15 protein-coding genes are annotated in these 17,728 nt (G+C 43.5%); 6 read left to right on the forward strand and 9 right to left on the reverse strand.

Annotated elements, in window-relative coordinates; translation table 11 throughout:
* The 4 genes from V7K25_RS10635 to V7K25_RS10650 all read right to left on the reverse strand — a co-directional run.
* Positions 1 to 1,232 (reverse strand): protein kinase domain-containing protein (locus V7K25_RS10635; RefSeq protein ID WP_335157633.1); only part of this gene is annotated, 1,232 nt, incomplete at its 3' end.
* Positions 1,233 to 1,379: 147 nt separating this feature from the next.
* Positions 1,380 to 3,377 carry a serine/threonine phosphatase gene (locus V7K25_RS10640; protein WP_335157635.1) on the reverse strand — a complete coding sequence of 666 codons (1,998 nt, stop codon included), beginning with the start codon at positions 3,375 to 3,377 and terminating at the stop codon, positions 1,380 to 1,382.
* 249 nt (positions 3,378 to 3,626) lie between these two features.
* Positions 3,627 to 4,187: a transporter substrate-binding domain-containing protein gene (locus V7K25_RS10645; RefSeq protein WP_335157637.1), complete on the reverse strand. Its 561-nt coding sequence runs from the start codon at positions 4,185 to 4,187 to the stop codon at positions 3,627 to 3,629.
* Positions 4,184 to 4,516 (reverse strand): transporter substrate-binding domain-containing protein, encoded by a 333-nt coding sequence (locus V7K25_RS10650; protein WP_335157639.1) that lies wholly within the window; start codon positions 4,514 to 4,516, stop codon positions 4,184 to 4,186. The genes V7K25_RS10645 and V7K25_RS10650 overlap by 4 nt, the downstream gene beginning before the upstream one ends.
* A gap of 251 nt (positions 4,517 to 4,767) precedes the next feature.
* On the opposite strand from V7K25_RS10650, the gene V7K25_RS10655 reads away from it, so the two are divergent.
* Positions 4,768 to 5,967 carry an aminotransferase-like domain-containing protein gene (locus tag V7K25_RS10655; protein WP_335157641.1) on the forward strand — a complete coding sequence of 400 codons (1,200 nt, stop codon included), beginning with the start codon at positions 4,768 to 4,770 and terminating at the stop codon, positions 5,965 to 5,967.
* A gap of 172 nt (positions 5,968 to 6,139) precedes the next feature.
* Here the strand turns inward: V7K25_RS10655 and V7K25_RS10660 are convergent, their stop codons facing one another.
* From V7K25_RS10660 to V7K25_RS10670, 3 genes are all read right to left on the reverse strand, one after another.
* Positions 6,140 to 6,766: a J domain-containing protein gene (locus V7K25_RS10660; RefSeq protein ID WP_335157643.1), complete on the reverse strand. Its 627-nt coding sequence runs from the start codon at positions 6,764 to 6,766 to the stop codon at positions 6,140 to 6,142.
* Between the two features lie 220 nt (positions 6,767 to 6,986).
* The gene (locus V7K25_RS10665) at positions 6,987 to 7,598 is read right to left on the reverse strand and encodes an ATP-dependent Clp protease proteolytic subunit (protein WP_100901456.1); all 612 of its coding nucleotides are present in this window, start codon (positions 7,596 to 7,598) and stop codon (positions 6,987 to 6,989) included.
* Between the two features lie 100 nt (positions 7,599 to 7,698).
* Positions 7,699 to 8,361 (reverse strand): ATP-dependent Clp protease proteolytic subunit, encoded by a 663-nt coding sequence (locus V7K25_RS10670; protein ID WP_335157645.1) that lies wholly within the window; start codon positions 8,359 to 8,361, stop codon positions 7,699 to 7,701.
* 238 nt (positions 8,362 to 8,599) lie between these two features.
* On the opposite strand from V7K25_RS10670, the gene V7K25_RS10675 reads away from it, so the two are divergent.
* From V7K25_RS10675 to V7K25_RS10685, 3 genes are all read left to right on the forward strand, one after another.
* Positions 8,600 to 9,856: a vWA domain-containing protein gene (locus V7K25_RS10675; RefSeq protein ID WP_335157647.1), complete on the forward strand. Its 1,257-nt coding sequence runs from the start codon at positions 8,600 to 8,602 to the stop codon at positions 9,854 to 9,856.
* 12 nt (positions 9,857 to 9,868) lie between these two features.
* Complete coding sequence (locus V7K25_RS10680; RefSeq protein ID WP_335157649.1) at positions 9,869 to 11,149, forward strand: vWA domain-containing protein; 1,281 nt, start codon at positions 9,869 to 9,871, stop codon at positions 11,147 to 11,149.
* Between the two features lie 204 nt (positions 11,150 to 11,353).
* Entirely contained in the window at positions 11,354 to 11,494 is a 141-nt protein-coding gene (locus V7K25_RS10685; protein ID WP_335157651.1) for a hypothetical protein, read from the forward strand.
* Between the two features lie 508 nt (positions 11,495 to 12,002).
* Here V7K25_RS10685 and V7K25_RS10690 read toward each other — a convergent pair.
* Positions 12,003 to 12,152 (reverse strand): hypothetical protein, encoded by a 150-nt coding sequence (locus tag V7K25_RS10690; RefSeq protein WP_335157653.1) that lies wholly within the window; start codon positions 12,150 to 12,152, stop codon positions 12,003 to 12,005.
* Positions 12,153 to 12,224: 72 nt separating this feature from the next.
* Here V7K25_RS10690 and V7K25_RS10695 point away from each other — a divergent pair, with 72 nt between their 5' ends.
* Positions 12,225 to 12,740: a DUF1036 domain-containing protein gene (locus V7K25_RS10695; protein WP_335157654.1), complete on the forward strand. Its 516-nt coding sequence runs from the start codon at positions 12,225 to 12,227 to the stop codon at positions 12,738 to 12,740.
* 117 nt (positions 12,741 to 12,857) lie between these two features.
* Here V7K25_RS10695 and V7K25_RS10700 read toward each other — a convergent pair whose 3' ends face one another.
* A complete protein-coding gene (locus V7K25_RS10700) occupies positions 12,858 to 14,258 on the reverse strand; it encodes an esterase-like activity of phytase family protein (RefSeq protein ID WP_335157656.1) in 1,401 nt (466 codons plus the stop codon).
* A 396-nt stretch (positions 14,259 to 14,654) separates the two neighbouring features.
* Here V7K25_RS10700 and V7K25_RS10705 point away from each other — a divergent pair, with 396 nt between their 5' ends.
* On the forward strand, positions 14,655 to 17,678 hold the full coding sequence (locus tag V7K25_RS10705) for a beta-propeller fold lactonase family protein (protein WP_335157658.1): 3,024 nt from the start codon (positions 14,655 to 14,657) through the stop codon (positions 17,676 to 17,678).
* Positions 17,679 to 17,728: the final 50 nt, after the last annotated feature.

A 17,728-nucleotide genomic window follows, 5' to 3' on the forward strand; every position in this document is an offset into this window, starting at 1 on the left:
TTTGCAGTTTGATAGCGATCGCGTGGCAATGGTTCTGTAACGCGATCAATCACATCTCTTAATTGGGAACTAATGGTGGGAACTTTTGCCACATCAAACCTGAAGTTTCGCCCTCGTTGGCGGTAATACTTGAAAGGGTTTTCGCCTGTGAGTAGAAAAATCACCGTTGGCCCAATTGCATACAAATCAGATTGAGTCAAAGGTTGTCCTCGTTCTTGCTCAGGAGCGCAGTAACCTTCTGCACCAATACGAGTACCAGGCGCTGTGCCAATTTCCTTAACTGCGCCAAAATCTAGCAGCACTATGCGATTTAGTGAACTTCGCACCATCAGGTTAGCGGGTTTAATGTCGCGGTGAATCAGTGGCGGCTCTTGGCTATGAAGATAGTCTAAGATATCGCAGGTTTGGATCATCCAAGCGATCGCCTGGCTTGGTGTAACTGGCCCAGTAGTATAGACACGTCTCTCTAAATCTTGTCCGTGGATTAGTTCCATTGCTAAGTATTTTTTTCCGTCTTCTACAAAGAAGTCGTAATACTTGGGAATTCCTGGATGGTTAAGGGATTTGAGAGTATACGCCTCTCGCTCAAATAATTCTTGAGCTTTGGCAATTTTTACCATATCAGCATTCATTTGCTTCAACACCAGCAGTTGTGGCATACCCGCAATCTGACCAGCCGCATCCCAAGCCAGATAAGTAGTACCCATGCCTCCTTGTCCAATGGTTCGCAACACCTGATAATGGCGAATTTTCTGTTGTACTGAGAGAGGTTGTCCGCAGTGGATGCAAAACAGATTGTTTGGGGAATTGCCTTCATGGGTGCAAGTGTATCTACCTTGGGCAGAGTGGAGCGTTGCAACGGCGTTTTCTTCTGTTTCTTGCAGTTGTTGCGATCGCACGCCAGTTTCCAGTACTGTTACATCCTGAATTTGGAATTTCAGTATTGGGCCTCCTTGTGCCAATTGCAACAATGAATTATCTGGTAACGGACTCTGAATTACAAGGATACCGTTGAGGAAAGTCCCATTCGTACCCTGACTAATCAGCCGCCAACCACCGCCATTGTCAGCAGAATCGTGTCTCAGTTCTAGATGATGCCGCGAAACTAAACTATCAGTTAAAACAACATGATTATCTGCCGCTCGACCAATCCGAATTATGGAAGAGTTCTCAAAGCACCACTGCTGGAGGGGCGTTTTCTGTTGCGGTTCTAACAGAGTCAGACTAACCACAATACAACCTACAAGTTAAGAGGGAATGGGGAATGGGGAGTGGGGAGTGGGGAGTAGGGATTAGGAAGTAGGGATTAGGTATTAGGAAAATTATTTCCCAGTCCTCATGCCCCATTCCCGATTCCCGATTCCCCACTCCCCATTTTTTCAACTTTCCAAATTTGGGCGTACTTTTGCCCGGACAATTATACCAGTAATGTTGTCGTGACCATTGTGTTGGTTCGCCAAATCAATTAAGTCAGTAACGCCCTGTTCTAAGTTAACGCCAGAACTAAGTAAGGGTTCTAAGTGAGTCTGCCAATGGGTTTCTATTAAATCATTATCTGATAGACCGTCCGATACCAACAGCATAAGAGTATCTTCATTGATCTCAAAAAAAACCACATCGGGATTAATCGAGTTTTCGTCACGAGGCCCCAAAGCTTGCGTAAGTTGGTAGGCATCCGGGCGAGCGTAAGCTATGCTTGCTTCCACTCCGCGTGTAATTTCCCGTTGCCCAACTTCGTGATCTACTGTGACTTGTTCTAGTCCCCGCTTGCGCGTCAGGCGATAGAGACGGCTATCTCCCACATGAGCAACTGCTACTTGAGTATCTTGAATTAAGAGCATTACCAGAGTTGTACCCATGCGCCCAACTCCAGAACGGGCATCTTGTTGATTGAGCTTGTAAATCGCCTCATTCGCTAAAAACACTGCCTCACGAATGCTATCTTCTGTTGGCAGTTGGTTAGTAATCCAGTGTTCTTGAAAGTATTGCCGTAGGGTGTTGACTCCTAACTCACTGGCTATTTCGCCGCTAGCGTGTCCACCCATCCCATCACAGAGAATATACAAACCATGCCCTTGCAGGATTCGACTTTTGGGCAACTCCAGCTTTTGAATTTTGGTTTCAATGCCAAAGTAGTCTTCGTTATGATGACGTTGACGCCCTACATCTGTGCGTCCTGCATCTTCTAAGCTACTTAACTGCATCGCCAGTACAACCGTAGGCATATCATCAGTTGTGCTAATGATATCTTCTGGCTCATCTGATTGCGGGATAGTGGGCACAGCAGTATTTTTCTCCGTTATTGGGGGTAAAGTTGCGTTTTCTAGTGCTTCCAGTTCAATAGAGATTTCCTCCAAACGCGATTGCAATTGTGCCATCGTCTGAATCTTACCGACCTCTAAATCCCCCAACATCTGGACTACAGGGCCAAATTGAGTGCGTTGAGATTGCCTAAATAGTGCTTGCCAAACCCGCCCCAAAGCTTGAATGGTTAACGGTTGCTCTAGAATAGCAGATGTTTGGCCTTCGGCATCTTCTGGCGACTCGGTGACAGACCAAGAATTGGATGATTCCACATACAATCTTTGTAGCGCCAGCGTTTGGTCTTCATCCAATCGCAAGTTCGACAAATCTAAAAGGCTTTGACGACAACCTACTGGTTCCAATAATGCCCAAAGTTGGGTCATTTCATAACACCAGTGTAAAATTTTTAACGAACTTGTGGTTTCTTCTTGCCATAAATCGAGTAAAAGCTGCCAATGTGAGCGGTCTTCGATTATGACTATCTGCATATTTCCCTGTTGCCATGCATCATGAATCGGCGGTATCCCCAGCTGATCTTGGTATTGTAATGCAATATAAAGTTTAGCAAGGTGAGGAATTCTACTTGCTTCTACTGATGGCGTTAGCAAATCCGATTGTTGACTTGCTAGTATTGCCTCAATGGGTGATATTTGATACGGCTGGCAGTCTAGAACTCTCACCCCTACATCATTAATGGTGGCAGTTTCCGTTTGGGCAGGTAGCGGATCTAACAATTGATAGCGCTCTTGGGAGTCTAAATAGGAGCCTGGTGCAATCTGAGAACTAGGGGATAATGAAGAAGATATTGCTCCCTCATCTTCCTCATCTCCCTCAACTCTCACATCTCCTTCATCTTTCTCTACTCCCAAAGCTTTCGTAATCGTTTCCTTAGCAATAATTGCCCAAAACACTTTTCCACATTCCGTGCCACAGTTATGACAACGTAGTGCATTCACAGGTACATCATCGGTACTGCATTCAGGACAAACCTTGTGAGTCAGGGATGTGCCACAACTTTGACAAAATTTATTGCTATTGGGGTTTTCAAATTTACACTGAGGGCAAATCAGCATAGTGGAAGTTCCTTTATTCCTGCTCCAAGGTGCTTCTAGCCACTAAGATCCAAGGTGCCACAATTGGCTGTCCCTGAATACAGTAGACCTACAAGAGATTGTAGTTTATCAATGAATTTTGGTGGCAGTATTAATTGTGACGCATATTAGATAAATATTTAATATATTGGCTGGTAATTGCTTATAAATGGGGAGTGGGGAGTGGGGAAGATGAGGGGGATGAGGGAGAAAGAAGCAATGTCCAATGCCCTATTCCCAAGAATCTGGCAATTGCGGAGGGTCAACGTTAAACCATTTTTGATAAATTTGCTTGTAAGTGCCATTGGATAACAAGGTCGCTATACCTTTGTTAATTGCATCTAGATGGAGGGAGTCTTTAGGTGTAGCAATCCCGTAGTATTCTTGGGTGAGCAGGTCGGCAACAACTCTGATGCCCTGGAGTTTGCCATTTTTAATCGCATACAAAGTTGCGAAAGCATCGCTAACCACAGCATCAACATTGCCATTGAGTAAGTCTTGGAAAAATTCTGGCCCAGAACTAAAAGTACTAATTTTGGCGTTGGGGATGGTTTTGACAAAATCTGCCCCAGTGGAACCAATTTGTACAGCGATTTTTTTACCTTTAAGGCTATTGAAGTCTTTAATATTTTGATTGTCTTCGCGGATAGCGTAGGCGTAGCCCGTCGTAGACATCGCTAGTCCAGCTTTAAAATAAGGTCGTGAAAAAGCAATTGTTTTCAGACGTTCGGTGGTAATAGTGATTCCGTTAATTGCAGCATCGACTCTTTTGGCTTGCAAAGTCGAGATCATGCCATCAAAGGGCAGACTTTCAAACGGGACTGCAAAACCGAGATTTGTGTTGCTGGTGGGATAAATATCGCTAAATCAAAGGGCAGACTTTCAAACTGGACTGCAAAACCTGCTACTTTAGCGATCGCATTCATAAAATCAATATCAAAACCTTCCAAGTTCCCGCTAGCCCTTTGGATTTCAAAAGGGATAAACGTAGGGTCTGTAGCAACCTTAAGAAGTTTAGCATTTGGGTTAGTAGTGGGATAGAAACTTTTACAGGCAATAATCAGTAGTAGACAGCCTAAGCTTAGAATTAGCTGCTGCCACTTGAGGTTAATTAATTTCACTGTCAGTAATTCCCTTCTATCAGGCAATATTCACGATACTCCTCATCATGTTATAAGGAAGAATACATCCGTCAGGAGCCAGAATCCACTATGAATTCTGGCTCCTGACGAAAGTTTAAGACCCCCCTTTTGTTGAAAAGTGATGCTTGTTCCCCCACTGCGCTGACAGATTAAAGGCTTCCTCCAATCTGACTTTTCGCTAATTGTCTTCTTGTGTGTTCTCTATTTTGACTTCCAATTTTGAACTTCTTATGGCTGCCACTACCCCTGCTTACCGAATTGCTGATTTGTTCGCCGAACGGGCTAGAAACATCGCACCACCAACTTATAGTACAGAGTTAACCAAAATCACCACTGTCAGCTTTACCTACGGTTTAGCTGACCCAATTCTCTTTCCTCACGCTCACTTGGCTACTGCAAGTGCTGCTGTGCTGGCAGAAGAGGCTCCCCTCGCTCTCAATTACGGCCCACCTTCAGCTCAACTATACGAGCAAATTATCCTCCGCTTGCAGGCAAAAGGAATCACTACCGATCGCGATCGCCTAATCATTGGCTATGGTTCTGGTCAAATTCTGGGCTTGCTACCAGATGTGTTTGTCGAACCTGGTGATGTGGTAATTGTCGAAGGACCAACTTTCCTGGGAGTAGTTGTGAGATTTGTCCACGCTGGCGCACGCATAATTACCATTCCGGTGGATGAGTTGGGGATGGATGTAGATGCCTTAGAAGTAACATTGAGCGATTTGAAGAAGCAAGGCATCCGGCCCCGGTTTATTTACACCATCCCCACCTTTCACAATCCCACAGGCACTACTATGCCGTTATTTCGCCGCCAAAAACTGGTAGTATTAGCGGCTGAATATGGCGTGATGGTAGTAGAAGACGATGCTTATAGCGATTTGCGCTTCCAAGGAGAAACTGTGCCCCCTCTGGCAACCCTCGACAAGGAGGGGTGGGTATTATATGTGAGTACTTTCTCAAAAATTATTGCGCCCGGTATCAGGTTGGGATGGGCTTGTGGCGATCCAGCGATTATTGAGCGGCTGGCAATGTTCAAAAGTGAGGGGCCGGTGGGGCCATTTGTCAGTCATGTGGTCGCCCGCTATTGTGCCACAGGCAAATTAGAGAATCACATTCAGGAGTTAATTGCCTGCTACAAGCATAAGTGCAATTTGTTATTAGAAGCGATCGCTCAAGAGTTTCCCAGTGATGTAGTTGCTTTGCGTCCCGATGGCGGCTTCTTCGTTTGGTGTAAATTGCCCTCAGACATTAGCGCCAAAGCACTCTTAATGGCTGCCAGTGAACACGGCGTCAGTTTTCTACCTGGGACTCGCTGCTACACCAATGGAGAGGGGGATAATGCTATCAGATTAGCTTTTAGCTTTCAGCCAACTCAGAAGATTGTTGAGGGAATCGCTACATTAGGAGCAGTGTTGCGCGGATGGCGGTAATTCGTAATTCGTAATTCGTCATTCCTACCTCGTTCCCAGTCTGAGACTGGGAATGCTCTTTGAGAGGCTCCCGCCTCCCGTCTTAGTGGCAAGTAGCCCAATGAAGACTATTTCCTTTTCCTTCTTAGAACCTGGAAATGAAATTTTGGTTTTCAATAAATTTTGTAAATCTTTAAAAAATTTGTTCTAATCGTTGGAAATCACGCTGCACTTCATACCAGAGACTTTTATTATGGGGGTCTGTCTTCAGAGCTTTTTTGAGATAAATTCTGGCTTTAAGCAGCTGGTTTTGGGAAATTAGCGCCCGTCCCCAAATTTGATAGGCGATCGCTAGCCATTGGCGAACTTCTGCATCTGTTGACAAACGATCTGCTAAAGCTTCCGCTAGGGCGATCGCTTGCGGAAATCGTCTTTCTTGCAAAAATCGCTGCAATTGCTCATAAGTTTTCCACTTCAGCCGTTCTTCTATTTCCAGCACATTAGGCGGCTTTGGTTTCCCTGGTTCTTGGCTTGTCACCGTTGTTACTGGTGTTTTCTGCCTATGCGTTGCCTTAGCATCACCACGCACACCAGATGTTGACACCTGACTTGAATATGCCACAGTTTCCTCTGGCAGTACCACAGTCAGCAGGAGTTTGTACGCTTCTGTCAACGCAATAAACTTATCTTTGGCTTTGTTGTCATCTGGGTTGATATCGGGATGATATTGCTGCGCCAATCGTCGGTAAGACGCTTTGATGTCAGCAAAAGAAGCTCCCGATCTCAAACCTAGTAAACGGTAGCAATCTCCAAGATCCATCTTGAGCTATGAGCTATCGAATATCCAGCAAGAGGCTATTAAGCTATCTGCTTCACGCCTGAACTATTAATAATAAGGGCTAATTTGCTATTTTTAAGTTCAATGTTTACAGTTTGTTTAAAGAAGGGGAATGGGGAGTGGGGAATCGGGAGTCGGGAGTTAGGAGTTTTTACTCTCCCCCTGCTTCCCCTGCTCCCCCTGCTCCCTGCCCTCTGTCTTCCTACTCTCCTGTTACTATCGAGGTTCGTTCTTCAATTACACGGTCGATTAAACCGTATTGTTTTGCTTCTTCGGCAGACATGAAAAAGTCGCGATCCATATCTTTTTCAATCTTTTCTATGGTCTGACCAGTTTTATCGGCATAAATGCCATTGAGCTGGTGACGAATCCGCAGAATCTCTCTAGCTTCAATTTCGATATCGCTTGCTTGTCCACGGGTGCCACCTGAAGGCTGGTGAATCATAATCCGTGAGTGAGGCAATGCTAGTCGTTTGCCTTTGGTGCCAGCAGCCAGCAGGAAAGACCCCATTGAAGCTGCTAAACCGACGCAAATAGTCACTACATCTGATTTGATATGTTGCATGGTATCAAAAATAGCCATGCCAGATGTAACCATTCCACCAGGGGAATTGATGTATATATAAATATCTTTACCTGGATCGTCTGAGTCCAGATACAGCATTACAGCAATAATCTGATTGGCAATTTCATCATCAATATCTCGCCCCAAGAATATAATCCGTTCCCGGTAAAGGCGATCGTAGATGCTAATCCAATCTGTATATTGTCCTCCGGGCATCCGGTAAGGAACTTTAGGAACGCCTATAGGCATAATTTACTCCGTTCTTAATAATTTGCGGACGATAGGAGAGTTAGAAATAACTCATAACTCCTGTAAAGACGCGATTAATCGCGTCTCTACTTAGCACTCACTAAAGGACACTGGCAGGGAGTGGGGGATTGGCGAGTTCTTCTTTCTCAAAAACTCGGTCAATTAAACCGTATTCCTTCGCTTCGTAGGGTGTTAAATACAACAGCCGATCCATGTCTTTAGTAATTTTTTCTGGAGCCTGTCCAGTGGTGCGATGCAAGATATCAACTAACGCCCCTTTATTTACCAAAACTTCCCTGGCGCGAATTTGAATATCCGTTGCTTGACCTTGGGCGTAGCTCTTAGGCTGATGCAGGATAATCGAGGAGTGAGGCAAACTAGCGCGGCAACCTTTTGTACCAGCACTGAGTAGCATCGCGGCCATACCCATTGCGGAACCGACGCAAATGGTGTGGATAGGAGGTTTGATATATTTCATGGTGTCAAAAATGGCGAAAGCTTCGGTTTCAAAGCCAATGGGTTCGCCACTGTAACCGGAAGTGCCGGTGGAATTGATATAGATTTTAATCGGTTTTTCGGGGTCGTCAGATTGCAAAAACAGCAATTCAGCCACGATTAATTCCGTGACAGCAGGCACCAGAGGCATCCCAATATAGACAATTCGCTCCTTCAATAAGAGGGAAGGTAAATCTGGCGGTGGTGTCCGGTAAAAATTATCGCCGTAATATGGGGCTTGAACAGCCTTAATTGGGGAAATGTCCATAGCAACTGATCGCCTGAAACTATGCCGTTAACTGTAATACATCCTAGCGCGATGCCAGCCTTCCTTAAGGTGCGGATTTCTCCCTAATGCTAAAGGTGGCTTCGCATCTGCCAATGCTTGGCTTCTAAGATATTCTGATTATATTAGTGTATTTGTGTTGGATAGGTTTTCCGTAGAGCTAAAGTGGTGCTTTGAAGTTATTTTTTAGTATGTATATCCTGAATAGGGACTTTGAGTTATGAAGGTTAATTTGCAGCCTGCCTTGAATGATGGTAATTTGGACGCAAATCAACTGAACAGTCAACGTCAGTTGGGAATTTCGATTTCAGCGAAGGCAGAAAATCAAGACCGCCATGTACCTCTGAATTTATGCTTAATTCTCGATCATAGTGGTTCGATGAATGGGCGATCGCTAGAAACGGTCAAAAAAGCCGCGAATCGTTTGGTAGATAGACTCAATCCTGGCGATCGCCTCAGTGTTGTAGTTTTTGATCACCGTGCCAAAGTCTTAGTACCCAATCAAAGTGTCGAAGATCCAGAGAAAATCAAACAGCAAATTAATCGCCTCGCCGCCGATGGTGGAACTGCGATTGATGAAGGATTGCGCTTAGGCATTGAGGAGTTGGCAAAGGGTAAAAAAGATACTGTTTCCCAAGCTTTTTTATTAACCGACGGTGAAAATGAACACGGTGATAATAATCGCTGTTTAAAATTTGCTCAATTGGCTGCTAGCTATAATTTGACTTTAAACACTTTGGGATTTGGTGACAATTGGAACCAAGATGTTTTAGAAAAAATTGCTGATGCTGGCCTAGGTACTTTATCTTATATTCAAAAACCCGAACAGGCAGTGGAAGAGTTCAATCGCCTGTTTAGCCGTATTCAAACTGTAGGATTGACTAATGCTTATCTGTTATTTTCCCTAATGCCCAATGTCCGCCTCGCAGAACTTAAACCTGTGGCCCAAGTTTCCCCAGACACAATTGAGTTACCACTGCAACAAGAAGCTGATGGACGTTTCACTGTGCGGTTGGGAGATTTAATGAAAGATGCAGAACGGGTAATCTTAGCTAATATTTATTTGGGACAATTGCCAACAGGTGAACAAGCGATCGCTCATGTGCAAGTCCGCTACGATGATCCAGCCGCCAACAAAGTAGGTTTAGTTACAGCAAATATCCCAGTTTACGCCCATGTAGTGAAAAATTACCAAGCAGACCCGAATCCCCAGATGCAACATTCTATCTTAGCATTAGCTAAGTATCGCCAAACCCAGCTAGCCGAAACGAAATTGCAACAGGGCGATCGCTCTGGTGCGGCGACGATGCTACAAACGGCTGCTAAAACTGCACTGCAAATGGGAGATACTGGGGCGGCAACGGTGTTGCAAACTTCTGCCACCCAGCTACAATCTGGTGGAGATTTATCTGAAAGCGATCGCAAGAAAACCCGGATTGTCTCTAAAACAGTTTTGCAAGATACCCCTCCCCAGTAAACTCAGGTTTAGATGAAAGTTAAATTGCTCTCGGCGTTAAATGACAATAATGTTGATATGGCTCAAACAAGTAGCCAACGTCAACTAGCAATTACAATTTTTGCTATCGCTGATGAGTTTGACCAAAATCTGCCCCTTAATCTCTGCTTGATTTTGGATAGAAGTGGTTCCATGCATGGACAACCAATTAAAACGGTGATCCAGGCAGTGGAAGGATTAATCGATCGGTTGAAAGTAGGCGATCGCATTTCAGTTGTGGCTTTTTCTGGTACTGCGGAAGTCATTATCCCAAACCAAGCGATCGAAGACCCCGAAAGCATCAAATCTCAAATAAAAAGCAAACTGACTGCTAGCGGCGGCACTGCGATCGCTGATGGTTTGGAATTGGGAATTACAGAACTGATGAAGGGGACAAGAGGCGCTGTTTCCCAGGCATTTCTGCTGACGGATGGGCATGGTGAAAGCGGTTTGCGGATTTGGAAGTGGGATATTGGGCGAGATGACAACAAACGCTGTGTTCAACTAGCGCAAAAAGCTGCCAAACTGAACCTAACTATCAACACTTTCGGATTTGGCAATAGCTGGAATCAGGATTTACTAGAAAAAATTGCTGATGTCGGTGGTGGGACTTTAGCGCATATTGAACGCCCTGAACAAGCTGTGGAGCAATTTAGCCGACTGTTTGGAAGGATTCAGTCGATTGGGCTAACTAATGCGTACTTGCTGTTATCTCTAGTGCCCAATGTCCGATTAGCAGAATTGAAACCCATTGCCCAAGTTGCCCCGGACACAATTGAGTTACCAGTTGAACCCGAAGCTGATGGTAGCTTTGCTGTACGTTTGGGAGATTTGATGCAGGATGTAGAACGGGTAGTTTTGGCGAACATTTATCTGGGACAATTACCAGAGGGTAAACAAGCGATCGGGCATCTGCAAATTCGTTATGATAACCCGTTGGTTAACGAACAAGGTTTACTTTCGTCCCTCGTGCCAGTGTATGCAGATGTAGTGCGGGCATATCAACCAGATTCTAATCCCCAGGTGCATCAGTCTATTTTAACATTAGCGAAGTATCGGCAAACCCAGTTAGCTGAAGCGAAATTGCAACAAGGCGATCGCACTGGTGCAGCCACGATGTTGCAAACGGCGGCTAAAACCGCTTTACAAATTGGAGATAAAGGGGCGGCGACAGTATTGCAAACTTCTGCCACACGCTTGCAAGCTGGAGAAGAACTTTCCGAAGCAGACCTTAAGAAAACTAGGATTGTATCAAAGACTGTTTTACAGGAATAGTAAAAATTCAGCGTTGCTGATTAACGTTATGACCTAATTCACTACTTTCGACTAGGTTTAAGTCAACAACGTACACAACCCCGCACCCCTGGTTTATTAAAAGGACAACTCGGCGATGCTTTCTTTGAACCACTGCCAGAAGAAGAACTTCAGCAATGGGAATGAGCTACCTTATCGACACCCATATTCTGCTGTGGTGGCTCTTTGACAGCCCAAAACTCCACACTGACTGCCGAGACATCATTGTTGCAAACCTCTGCCACTCGTCTGCAAGCTGGAGAAGAACTTTCTGAAGCAGACCTTAAGAAAACTAGGATTGTATCAAAAACCGTTTTACAGAATTAGTAACCTCTAGGTGATTATCTCGCTTATTCTTATAATATCAGTACTCCTGACACCTTAATTGCTAGATCCTGGCTAACTGATAAGAAAAGCATTGAGCCAATGCCTCTCAACTTCTTTGCGCGGTATTGGCTTTGGTGAAAGCAAGTGTCCAGCAAATTTTTAGCTTACTTTGCTCCTAGTGACATGAACCCTCATACTAACCCAGGTAAAAGTTTCACATTTTACTCTACAAGAATAATAAAATAGCGCTACTAAACAAATTTTTAAACACGCTCAAAATCTCAAATATATAGTTAAGTTATTTAATTCTTCTATAAAAGAATTATAAAAAATTCTATTATTAATTTTATAAAATCTTTTAATAAGTGGTGGGAGTTTAAGTCCCCTGCCTCTACAGGCATCAGGTTTTGTGTAGGGGTTAAATTCCCGTTACAAAACGTAATTGCAAATTGCGAATTGGTTTAATAGCTAAGTAGCTATACCAGCTCCTAAAAGATTTTTAAAATCCTTAATTTCTTGACTTTGCGGTAGCTTGGGGTAAGCGGTTTAGCATCGGAATTAACTCGTTAGCATTAAGAATGTAGATATTATCAACTGTTGCATGAACACTGTTGTAGTTCGTACTAGTATCTGCATTCCTTAGCTCAACTTGACCCATATTTTGTGACGTAAATCGTAATATTCCTCAAGAGTTCTGTACTTATTTCTTAACTAACTTGGGGTTTTTTATATGCTATTGAGACTCATTTTAAATTATTGCACAAAAACTGCAACTCTTGCAGCTTTATTTGTTGGTATGACATTTGTAGCCCTACCAAATCAAAAAGCTTCTGCCGAGCCATCACCAGGTTTCTATGTTTGCAACGAATCGGGTGAAAATCTTAATGTCATAGTCAGCTACTACAACAATGGTACTTGGACTACCCAAGGTCGATTCCCGTTATCTCAAACACCTGGCTCATGCATACAAACTCTTTACTCACTCAATAACACTCGCTACTACCTTTATGCCACTAGTGATTCAGGTAACGAGTGGCAAGGAAACCATCCTTTTTGTATTGGAAACACCCCAAACTTTACAATCCCCTACGCTGAACAAACTCAATATTGCGGCAGTTTTGTAAAAAACTTTTTCTCGGTTTGGGTTCCCAATGCAGTAACAGGAATCACTCCTGGGTTCTACGCTTACACCTTTGCACCCAATAATTATTCCATCAACTGGAACTCTCCGCGTGCTGAACGATAACAACTAGCAAACAAGCGAAAATAGTTAAGCATGTAGAGTCGGCAAGATGCTTACTCTACATGCTTCTAGCGACGCCGAATAGCCCGTCGTAGACATCGCTATCAACCCAACTCAATATCAATTTTTTCCTTTAATCTTCTGCGGTACAAAACCCGGCAAATCAGTACTGTCAACCCCAAAAACGAAAAACTTGTTTGGGTTGTCAACACTTGTTGAATGGTAGGTATCCGAGGGTAAAGTACCAACGAAGTCATTGTCATTGGAGATGAACAATGTATGCTTTTCGACTCCATTAATCGTCACATCTTCTCCGAAAGCTAAACCTTCAAGCTTGGCAGGAATGTCTTCTTGTTTGATGCCGTATTGAGTCAGCGCAGCCACCACATCAAGGAACAGGGTCTTACTAACCGCCTTGCCAGCAAGATTATTTTCCCCGGTGATATTGCTAACTTCTTGAGCATTTGTCAGATCGATATGGTAAATCTTCTTAAAGACAGCCTTAGAGCCATCGCCCAAACCCTTGCCATCGCGTTCATCTACTAATAATTCGCGATCGCTGATAGCCAAAATTTCACTGACGGTGGGATATTTCGGTTTAGTCGGCGTACCAATATTATCTAGCTGATAGGCGTATTCCTCAGTTGCACCTGTGGCGATGTCAATCTTGACGATTCTGGTATAAGCCCCATTAGTACCACCGTCCTGGAGCAGTGGACTCTGCAAAATTCCAATCAGGGTTTTACCGTTGGGAGTAATTGCAAGTCCTTCCATGCCTTTGTTCGCAACCCGGCCGGAGGTGTTACCACTGATCTCTATATCACTAACGGGACTCAAGTTGCTGATTGCAAACTTGCTAGGTAGGTTAAACGCCCTCATCCGCTTACCTGTATTACGGTTAAATTCATATATATACGGGCCGTATTCATCCGAGATAAATATCTGCTCTCCACTATTGGATACACGCACCCCTTCAGGATCAAAACGCGCATTGTTGGGATATGTTGAGATTTGGTTGGGGTCGAAGTTGTCTGAGCGTCCAGTGAAATAGTTTTTATTCTTGGTATTCAAGGCTGGGACACCGCTAGGTACACCCAATCCAGCACCACTTCCGTAGTAAAGAGGGTCTTTGCTCAACAGCAGAGTTGTGTCAATCAAGGAAGGGGTAAGGGTGAAGGGCAACGCTGAACCAAGTTCGCTTGGTACAAGTTCCAGTTTGATAGTTTGGAAGCGGTTGATATAGGATGCTGTATCACTCACAGCACTATTGTACACCACCGCATTTGGGCCCCGGTCTGGGATAGCGATAAAGGTATTATTCCCAGCGTAGGCTAGTCCCGACCCTAGACCACCCAAGAGATTTCCCGCAACGCTATTTTCTAGGGGAGCAGATGTTTCGGTGGAGCGATCACCTATCTTACCATCTAGGCTCCCAACTGCAATCAATTTAACCTCTGCATTGGCAGCAGGAGCCATTGCAAATAACATTAACAATGACAAAATAAGACTTTTGTTGGGCATATCACTTTTATTGTGAAAAGACAGTATTTATTAAAAAATATTGTCAGTTTTTTTACTTTTTTAGTATCTATTATCAGTGGTTAAGCAAAAGTTAAGCTTAGATTAATTAAAAATATTAAATTTTGTATAAAACTTTCACTAGTAGCACTCAAAATCTGCTAGTGAGAAACAAATAAAAACCATATTATATATAATAAAAATTGGTAAAGATAAAGTCTAAAACGTAAAAATTAAATACTTACAATCCAAAAGTAAAATTAACAATTCAAAATTAAAAACTTAATATAGTAAATCCGCTACTACCAAAATATAACCAAAAATTACTGATGGCTTAACCATCAACCATAAACATCTGTACTTGAATAGTTATTGTTATCCCTATTATAGAAAAATTGCATGAAAATTAGTAGAAACCAAGGGTATCTATTAAGTCTTTTGCTGTTAAGTAGCTTGAGTGCAAGTATCCAATCAGCTAGCGCTGGAACTACCAGACCCGTTGGTAACTCAGAGAGTGGAGCAGCTTTGCTACCTACAGGTCAAATAATCACACCGGCAGCAGCACCAGGCTCGACGTTTGCACCTTTAGGAACTGGTTTGCGTACAGATGATAATGCTGATGCTGCTGAAGCCGTAAGCACAGCCCTCAGCCCTGATGGAAAAACTCTACTGGTGCTTACCAGTGGCTATAACCAAAACTTCAAGGATGAAAATACAGGTAGTACTTTCACCTATCCTGTATTAGATCCGGTAACTGGTAAGCCAAGTGGTACAACAACCCCAAAAGCAGAATGGGTTTTTGTATATGATGTCACTAGCGGTAAGTTAGTTAAAAAACAACAAATTAATATTCCTAATACCTATAACGGTTTGGCTTGGGCTAAAGATGCCTCAGGCTTCTTTGTCTCAGGCGGGATTGACGATCGCGTGTATGTTTATGCGTCTAATGGTAGTCAGTACGTACCAGATGCTCCCTTTATTTTACTAGGTCACAATTCTAACCAAACTGCACCCTTCCCTAAATACGATGGTGGTTTGTTGAAGGATACACCAGCTAAGGCTGTAAGTACAGGAGCAGTTGTAGCGGGTATTGCAGTTAGTAAAGATGGCAAGACCTTGGTGGCTGCAAACTTTGAAAATGACTCTATATCAATCGTTGACACTCCTACCCGTAAGGTAACTAAAGAAATTAAGTTCTTTAGGGCAGGCGATAAAATAGCAACCGGTGAATTTCCTTTTGATGTCGCTATCAAAAGCGCAGAAAATGGTCAAGCAGCTAAAGTTTTCATTAGTAGCCAGCGCGATAACGAAGTAGTTGCTGTTGAAATTACTTCTGGAAAAATCACCCGTATACCAATAGGTAGCCAGCCAAACAAAGTACTGCTTTCGGCCGATCAAAATCGACTATATGTAGCTAATGGTAATGATGACTCGATTTCAGTCATTGATACAAATAGCAATAGAGTTGTTCAAACCATCTCTCTGTCTCGCCCTGGTGAGAAATATAAAGGTGCTAATCCCAACTCTTTAACTCTCAGCCCAGATGGACGAACACTTTATGTTACTCTAGGCGGCGAGAATGCGATCGCTGTTGTGGACTTGCAAGGTGGTGGTGTGAATGGACGCATCCCCACTGGCTGGTATCCTAATTCCGTAAGTGTCAGCCTTGATGGTCAAAGACTTTACGTTGTCAATGCCAAGAGCAATTCCGGCCCCAACCCGTCAAACAGTCGAACGACACCAGCAGGACTTGCACGTAACACTAATTTTAAAAACGATTACACCTGGGCTTTAGAAAAAGCTGGGATCTCAATTATTCCAGTGCCAAGTAGCAGTACTTTGGCTATGCTTTCAACGCAGGTAGACAAAAACAACGGTTTTTATAGTCGTCGTCCTGACCGGACAATGAGGTATTTACAAGGCAAAATCAAGCACGTTATCTATATAGTTAAAGAAAACCGTACCTACGACCAGGTACTCGGTGACTTACCTATCGGTAATGGCGATCCAGCACTTACCTTGTTTCCCTACAAGATTTCACCCAACCATCACAAGCTTTCCCTTGGCTTTGCAACTTTTGATAACTTCTACGACAGTGGCGAATCTAGTGGAGTAGGTTGGAACTGGTCTACTTACGCTCGTACTACAGACTACACCGAAAAAAGTCAATCAGTTCTTTACGGTAACGCTGGCTTTAACGGCTTAACCTACGATTACGAAGGTACAAATCGGAATATCAGTCTTGGACTCCCGCAAACTTCCTCGAATAACTCGCCAATCAATACCCGTATAACAGGAGTTTTAGATCCTTCTGGGCAGTCTTCCATATTACCTGGAGATAGAGATGTTGATGCTCCCGAAGGAGATGGTAATCTCCAGCCGGATGCCATTGGTGGTTATCTGTGGGATACGGCGCTACGTGCTGGCAAGACTGTACGCAATTACGGTTTCTTTGTTGATAACGGAATTCCTTACACCACTAGCCAAACTGATCCTACTAAACCCGATCCGAAAAACCCAGCTTATATCCCCATTTCCCCAACCCCTTACGCTGACAAGATTCCTCAAGCACCCGTTACTAAAACTGCATTGTTGGATAAAACCGATCTTTACTTCCGCTCATTCGATCAAAATAATGCCGATATTTATTTGTACAACGAATGGGAAAGGGATCTTAAGCAAAATGGATTACCCAATTTAATGCTTGTGCGTTTATCTCACGATCATTTTGGTTCCTTTGGCACTGCTTTATTTGGACTAAATACTCCTGAATTGCAAATGGCAGACAATGACTATGCTATTGGCAAGCTGGTAGAGAAAATTTCTCATCTGCCGGAGTGGAAAGAAACAGCAATTTTCATCATTGAAGATGATTCTCAAAATGGGCCCGATCATGTTGATTCCCACCGTTCGTTAGCCTACGTTATTTCGCCCTATACAAAACGGGGTGCGCTCATTAGCACTAACTACAACACCATTAATATTTTGCGGACAATGGAGGATTTGTTAAACATTAACTATTTGGCAATTACTGATGCTAATGCCGAACCAATGTCAGATGCTTTCACAAGAGAACCGAATTTTGAGCCTTACACAGCTATTGTGCCGGGTAACTTGTGTGCTAAATCTGTAGATCCGAAACTAGTACCAGCCTGCCAAGACCCCAATGTTGAAAATACAGCAGCTATGCCCATTCTCAATGATGCAAAATGGTGGGCTGCTATAACCAAGGGTTTCGATTTTATTGGTGAAGATAAGGTCGACCCAGAAGAATTCAACGAAATTATTTGGACAGGAATTAAGGGCAATAATATTCCTTATCCTGAAGAACGTAACGGTAAAGACTTACGACAAAACCGCGCTCAACTTCTAAAGGATTGGCAATTGAGTGAAACGAATAACTCTACTGGCGCTAAGAAGTAAGTATTAGGCGTCTGGTGAAAACGTAGAGACGTAGCTACGTCTCTACAGGG

This window comes from Nostoc sp., from assembly GCF_036919495.1.
Lineage (GTDB): Bacteria > Cyanobacteriota > Cyanobacteriia > Cyanobacteriales > Nostocaceae > Nostoc.

Excerpts from the sequence above, each read along its gene's own strand:
- V7K25_RS10690 (WP_335157653.1), bottom strand. The coding sequence starts at position 12,152 with ATGGGTCAAGTTGAGCTAAGGAATGCAGATACTAGTACGAACTACAAC.
- V7K25_RS10695 (WP_335157654.1), top strand. The coding sequence starts at position 12,225 with ATGCTATTGAGACTCATTTTAAATTATTGCACAAAAACTGCAACTCTT.
- V7K25_RS10655 (WP_335157641.1), top strand. The coding sequence starts at position 4,768 with ATGGCTGCCACTACCCCTGCTTACCGAATTGCTGATTTGTTCGCCGAA.
- V7K25_RS10700 (WP_335157656.1), bottom strand. The coding sequence starts at position 14,258 with ATGCCCAACAAAAGTCTTATTTTGTCATTGTTAATGTTATTTGCAATG.
- V7K25_RS10665 (WP_100901456.1), bottom strand. The coding sequence starts at position 7,598 with ATGCCTATAGGCGTTCCTAAAGTTCCTTACCGGATGCCCGGAGGACAA.
- V7K25_RS10680 (WP_335157649.1), top strand. The coding sequence starts at position 9,869 with ATGAAAGTTAAATTGCTCTCGGCGTTAAATGACAATAATGTTGATATG.
- V7K25_RS10645 (WP_335157637.1), bottom strand. The coding sequence starts at position 4,187 with ATGATCTCGACTTTGCAAGCCAAAAGAGTCGATGCTGCAATTAACGGA.
- V7K25_RS10670 (WP_335157645.1), bottom strand. The coding sequence starts at position 8,361 with ATGGACATTTCCCCAATTAAGGCTGTTCAAGCCCCATATTACGGCGAT.
- V7K25_RS10675 (WP_335157647.1), top strand. The coding sequence starts at position 8,600 with ATGAAGGTTAATTTGCAGCCTGCCTTGAATGATGGTAATTTGGACGCA.
- V7K25_RS10705 (WP_335157658.1), top strand. The coding sequence starts at position 14,655 with ATGAAAATTAGTAGAAACCAAGGGTATCTATTAAGTCTTTTGCTGTTA.
- V7K25_RS10640 (WP_335157635.1), bottom strand. The coding sequence starts at position 3,377 with ATGCTGATTTGCCCTCAGTGTAAATTTGAAAACCCCAATAGCAATAAA.
- V7K25_RS10660 (WP_335157643.1), bottom strand. The coding sequence starts at position 6,766 with ATGGATCTTGGAGATTGCTACCGTTTACTAGGTTTGAGATCGGGAGCT.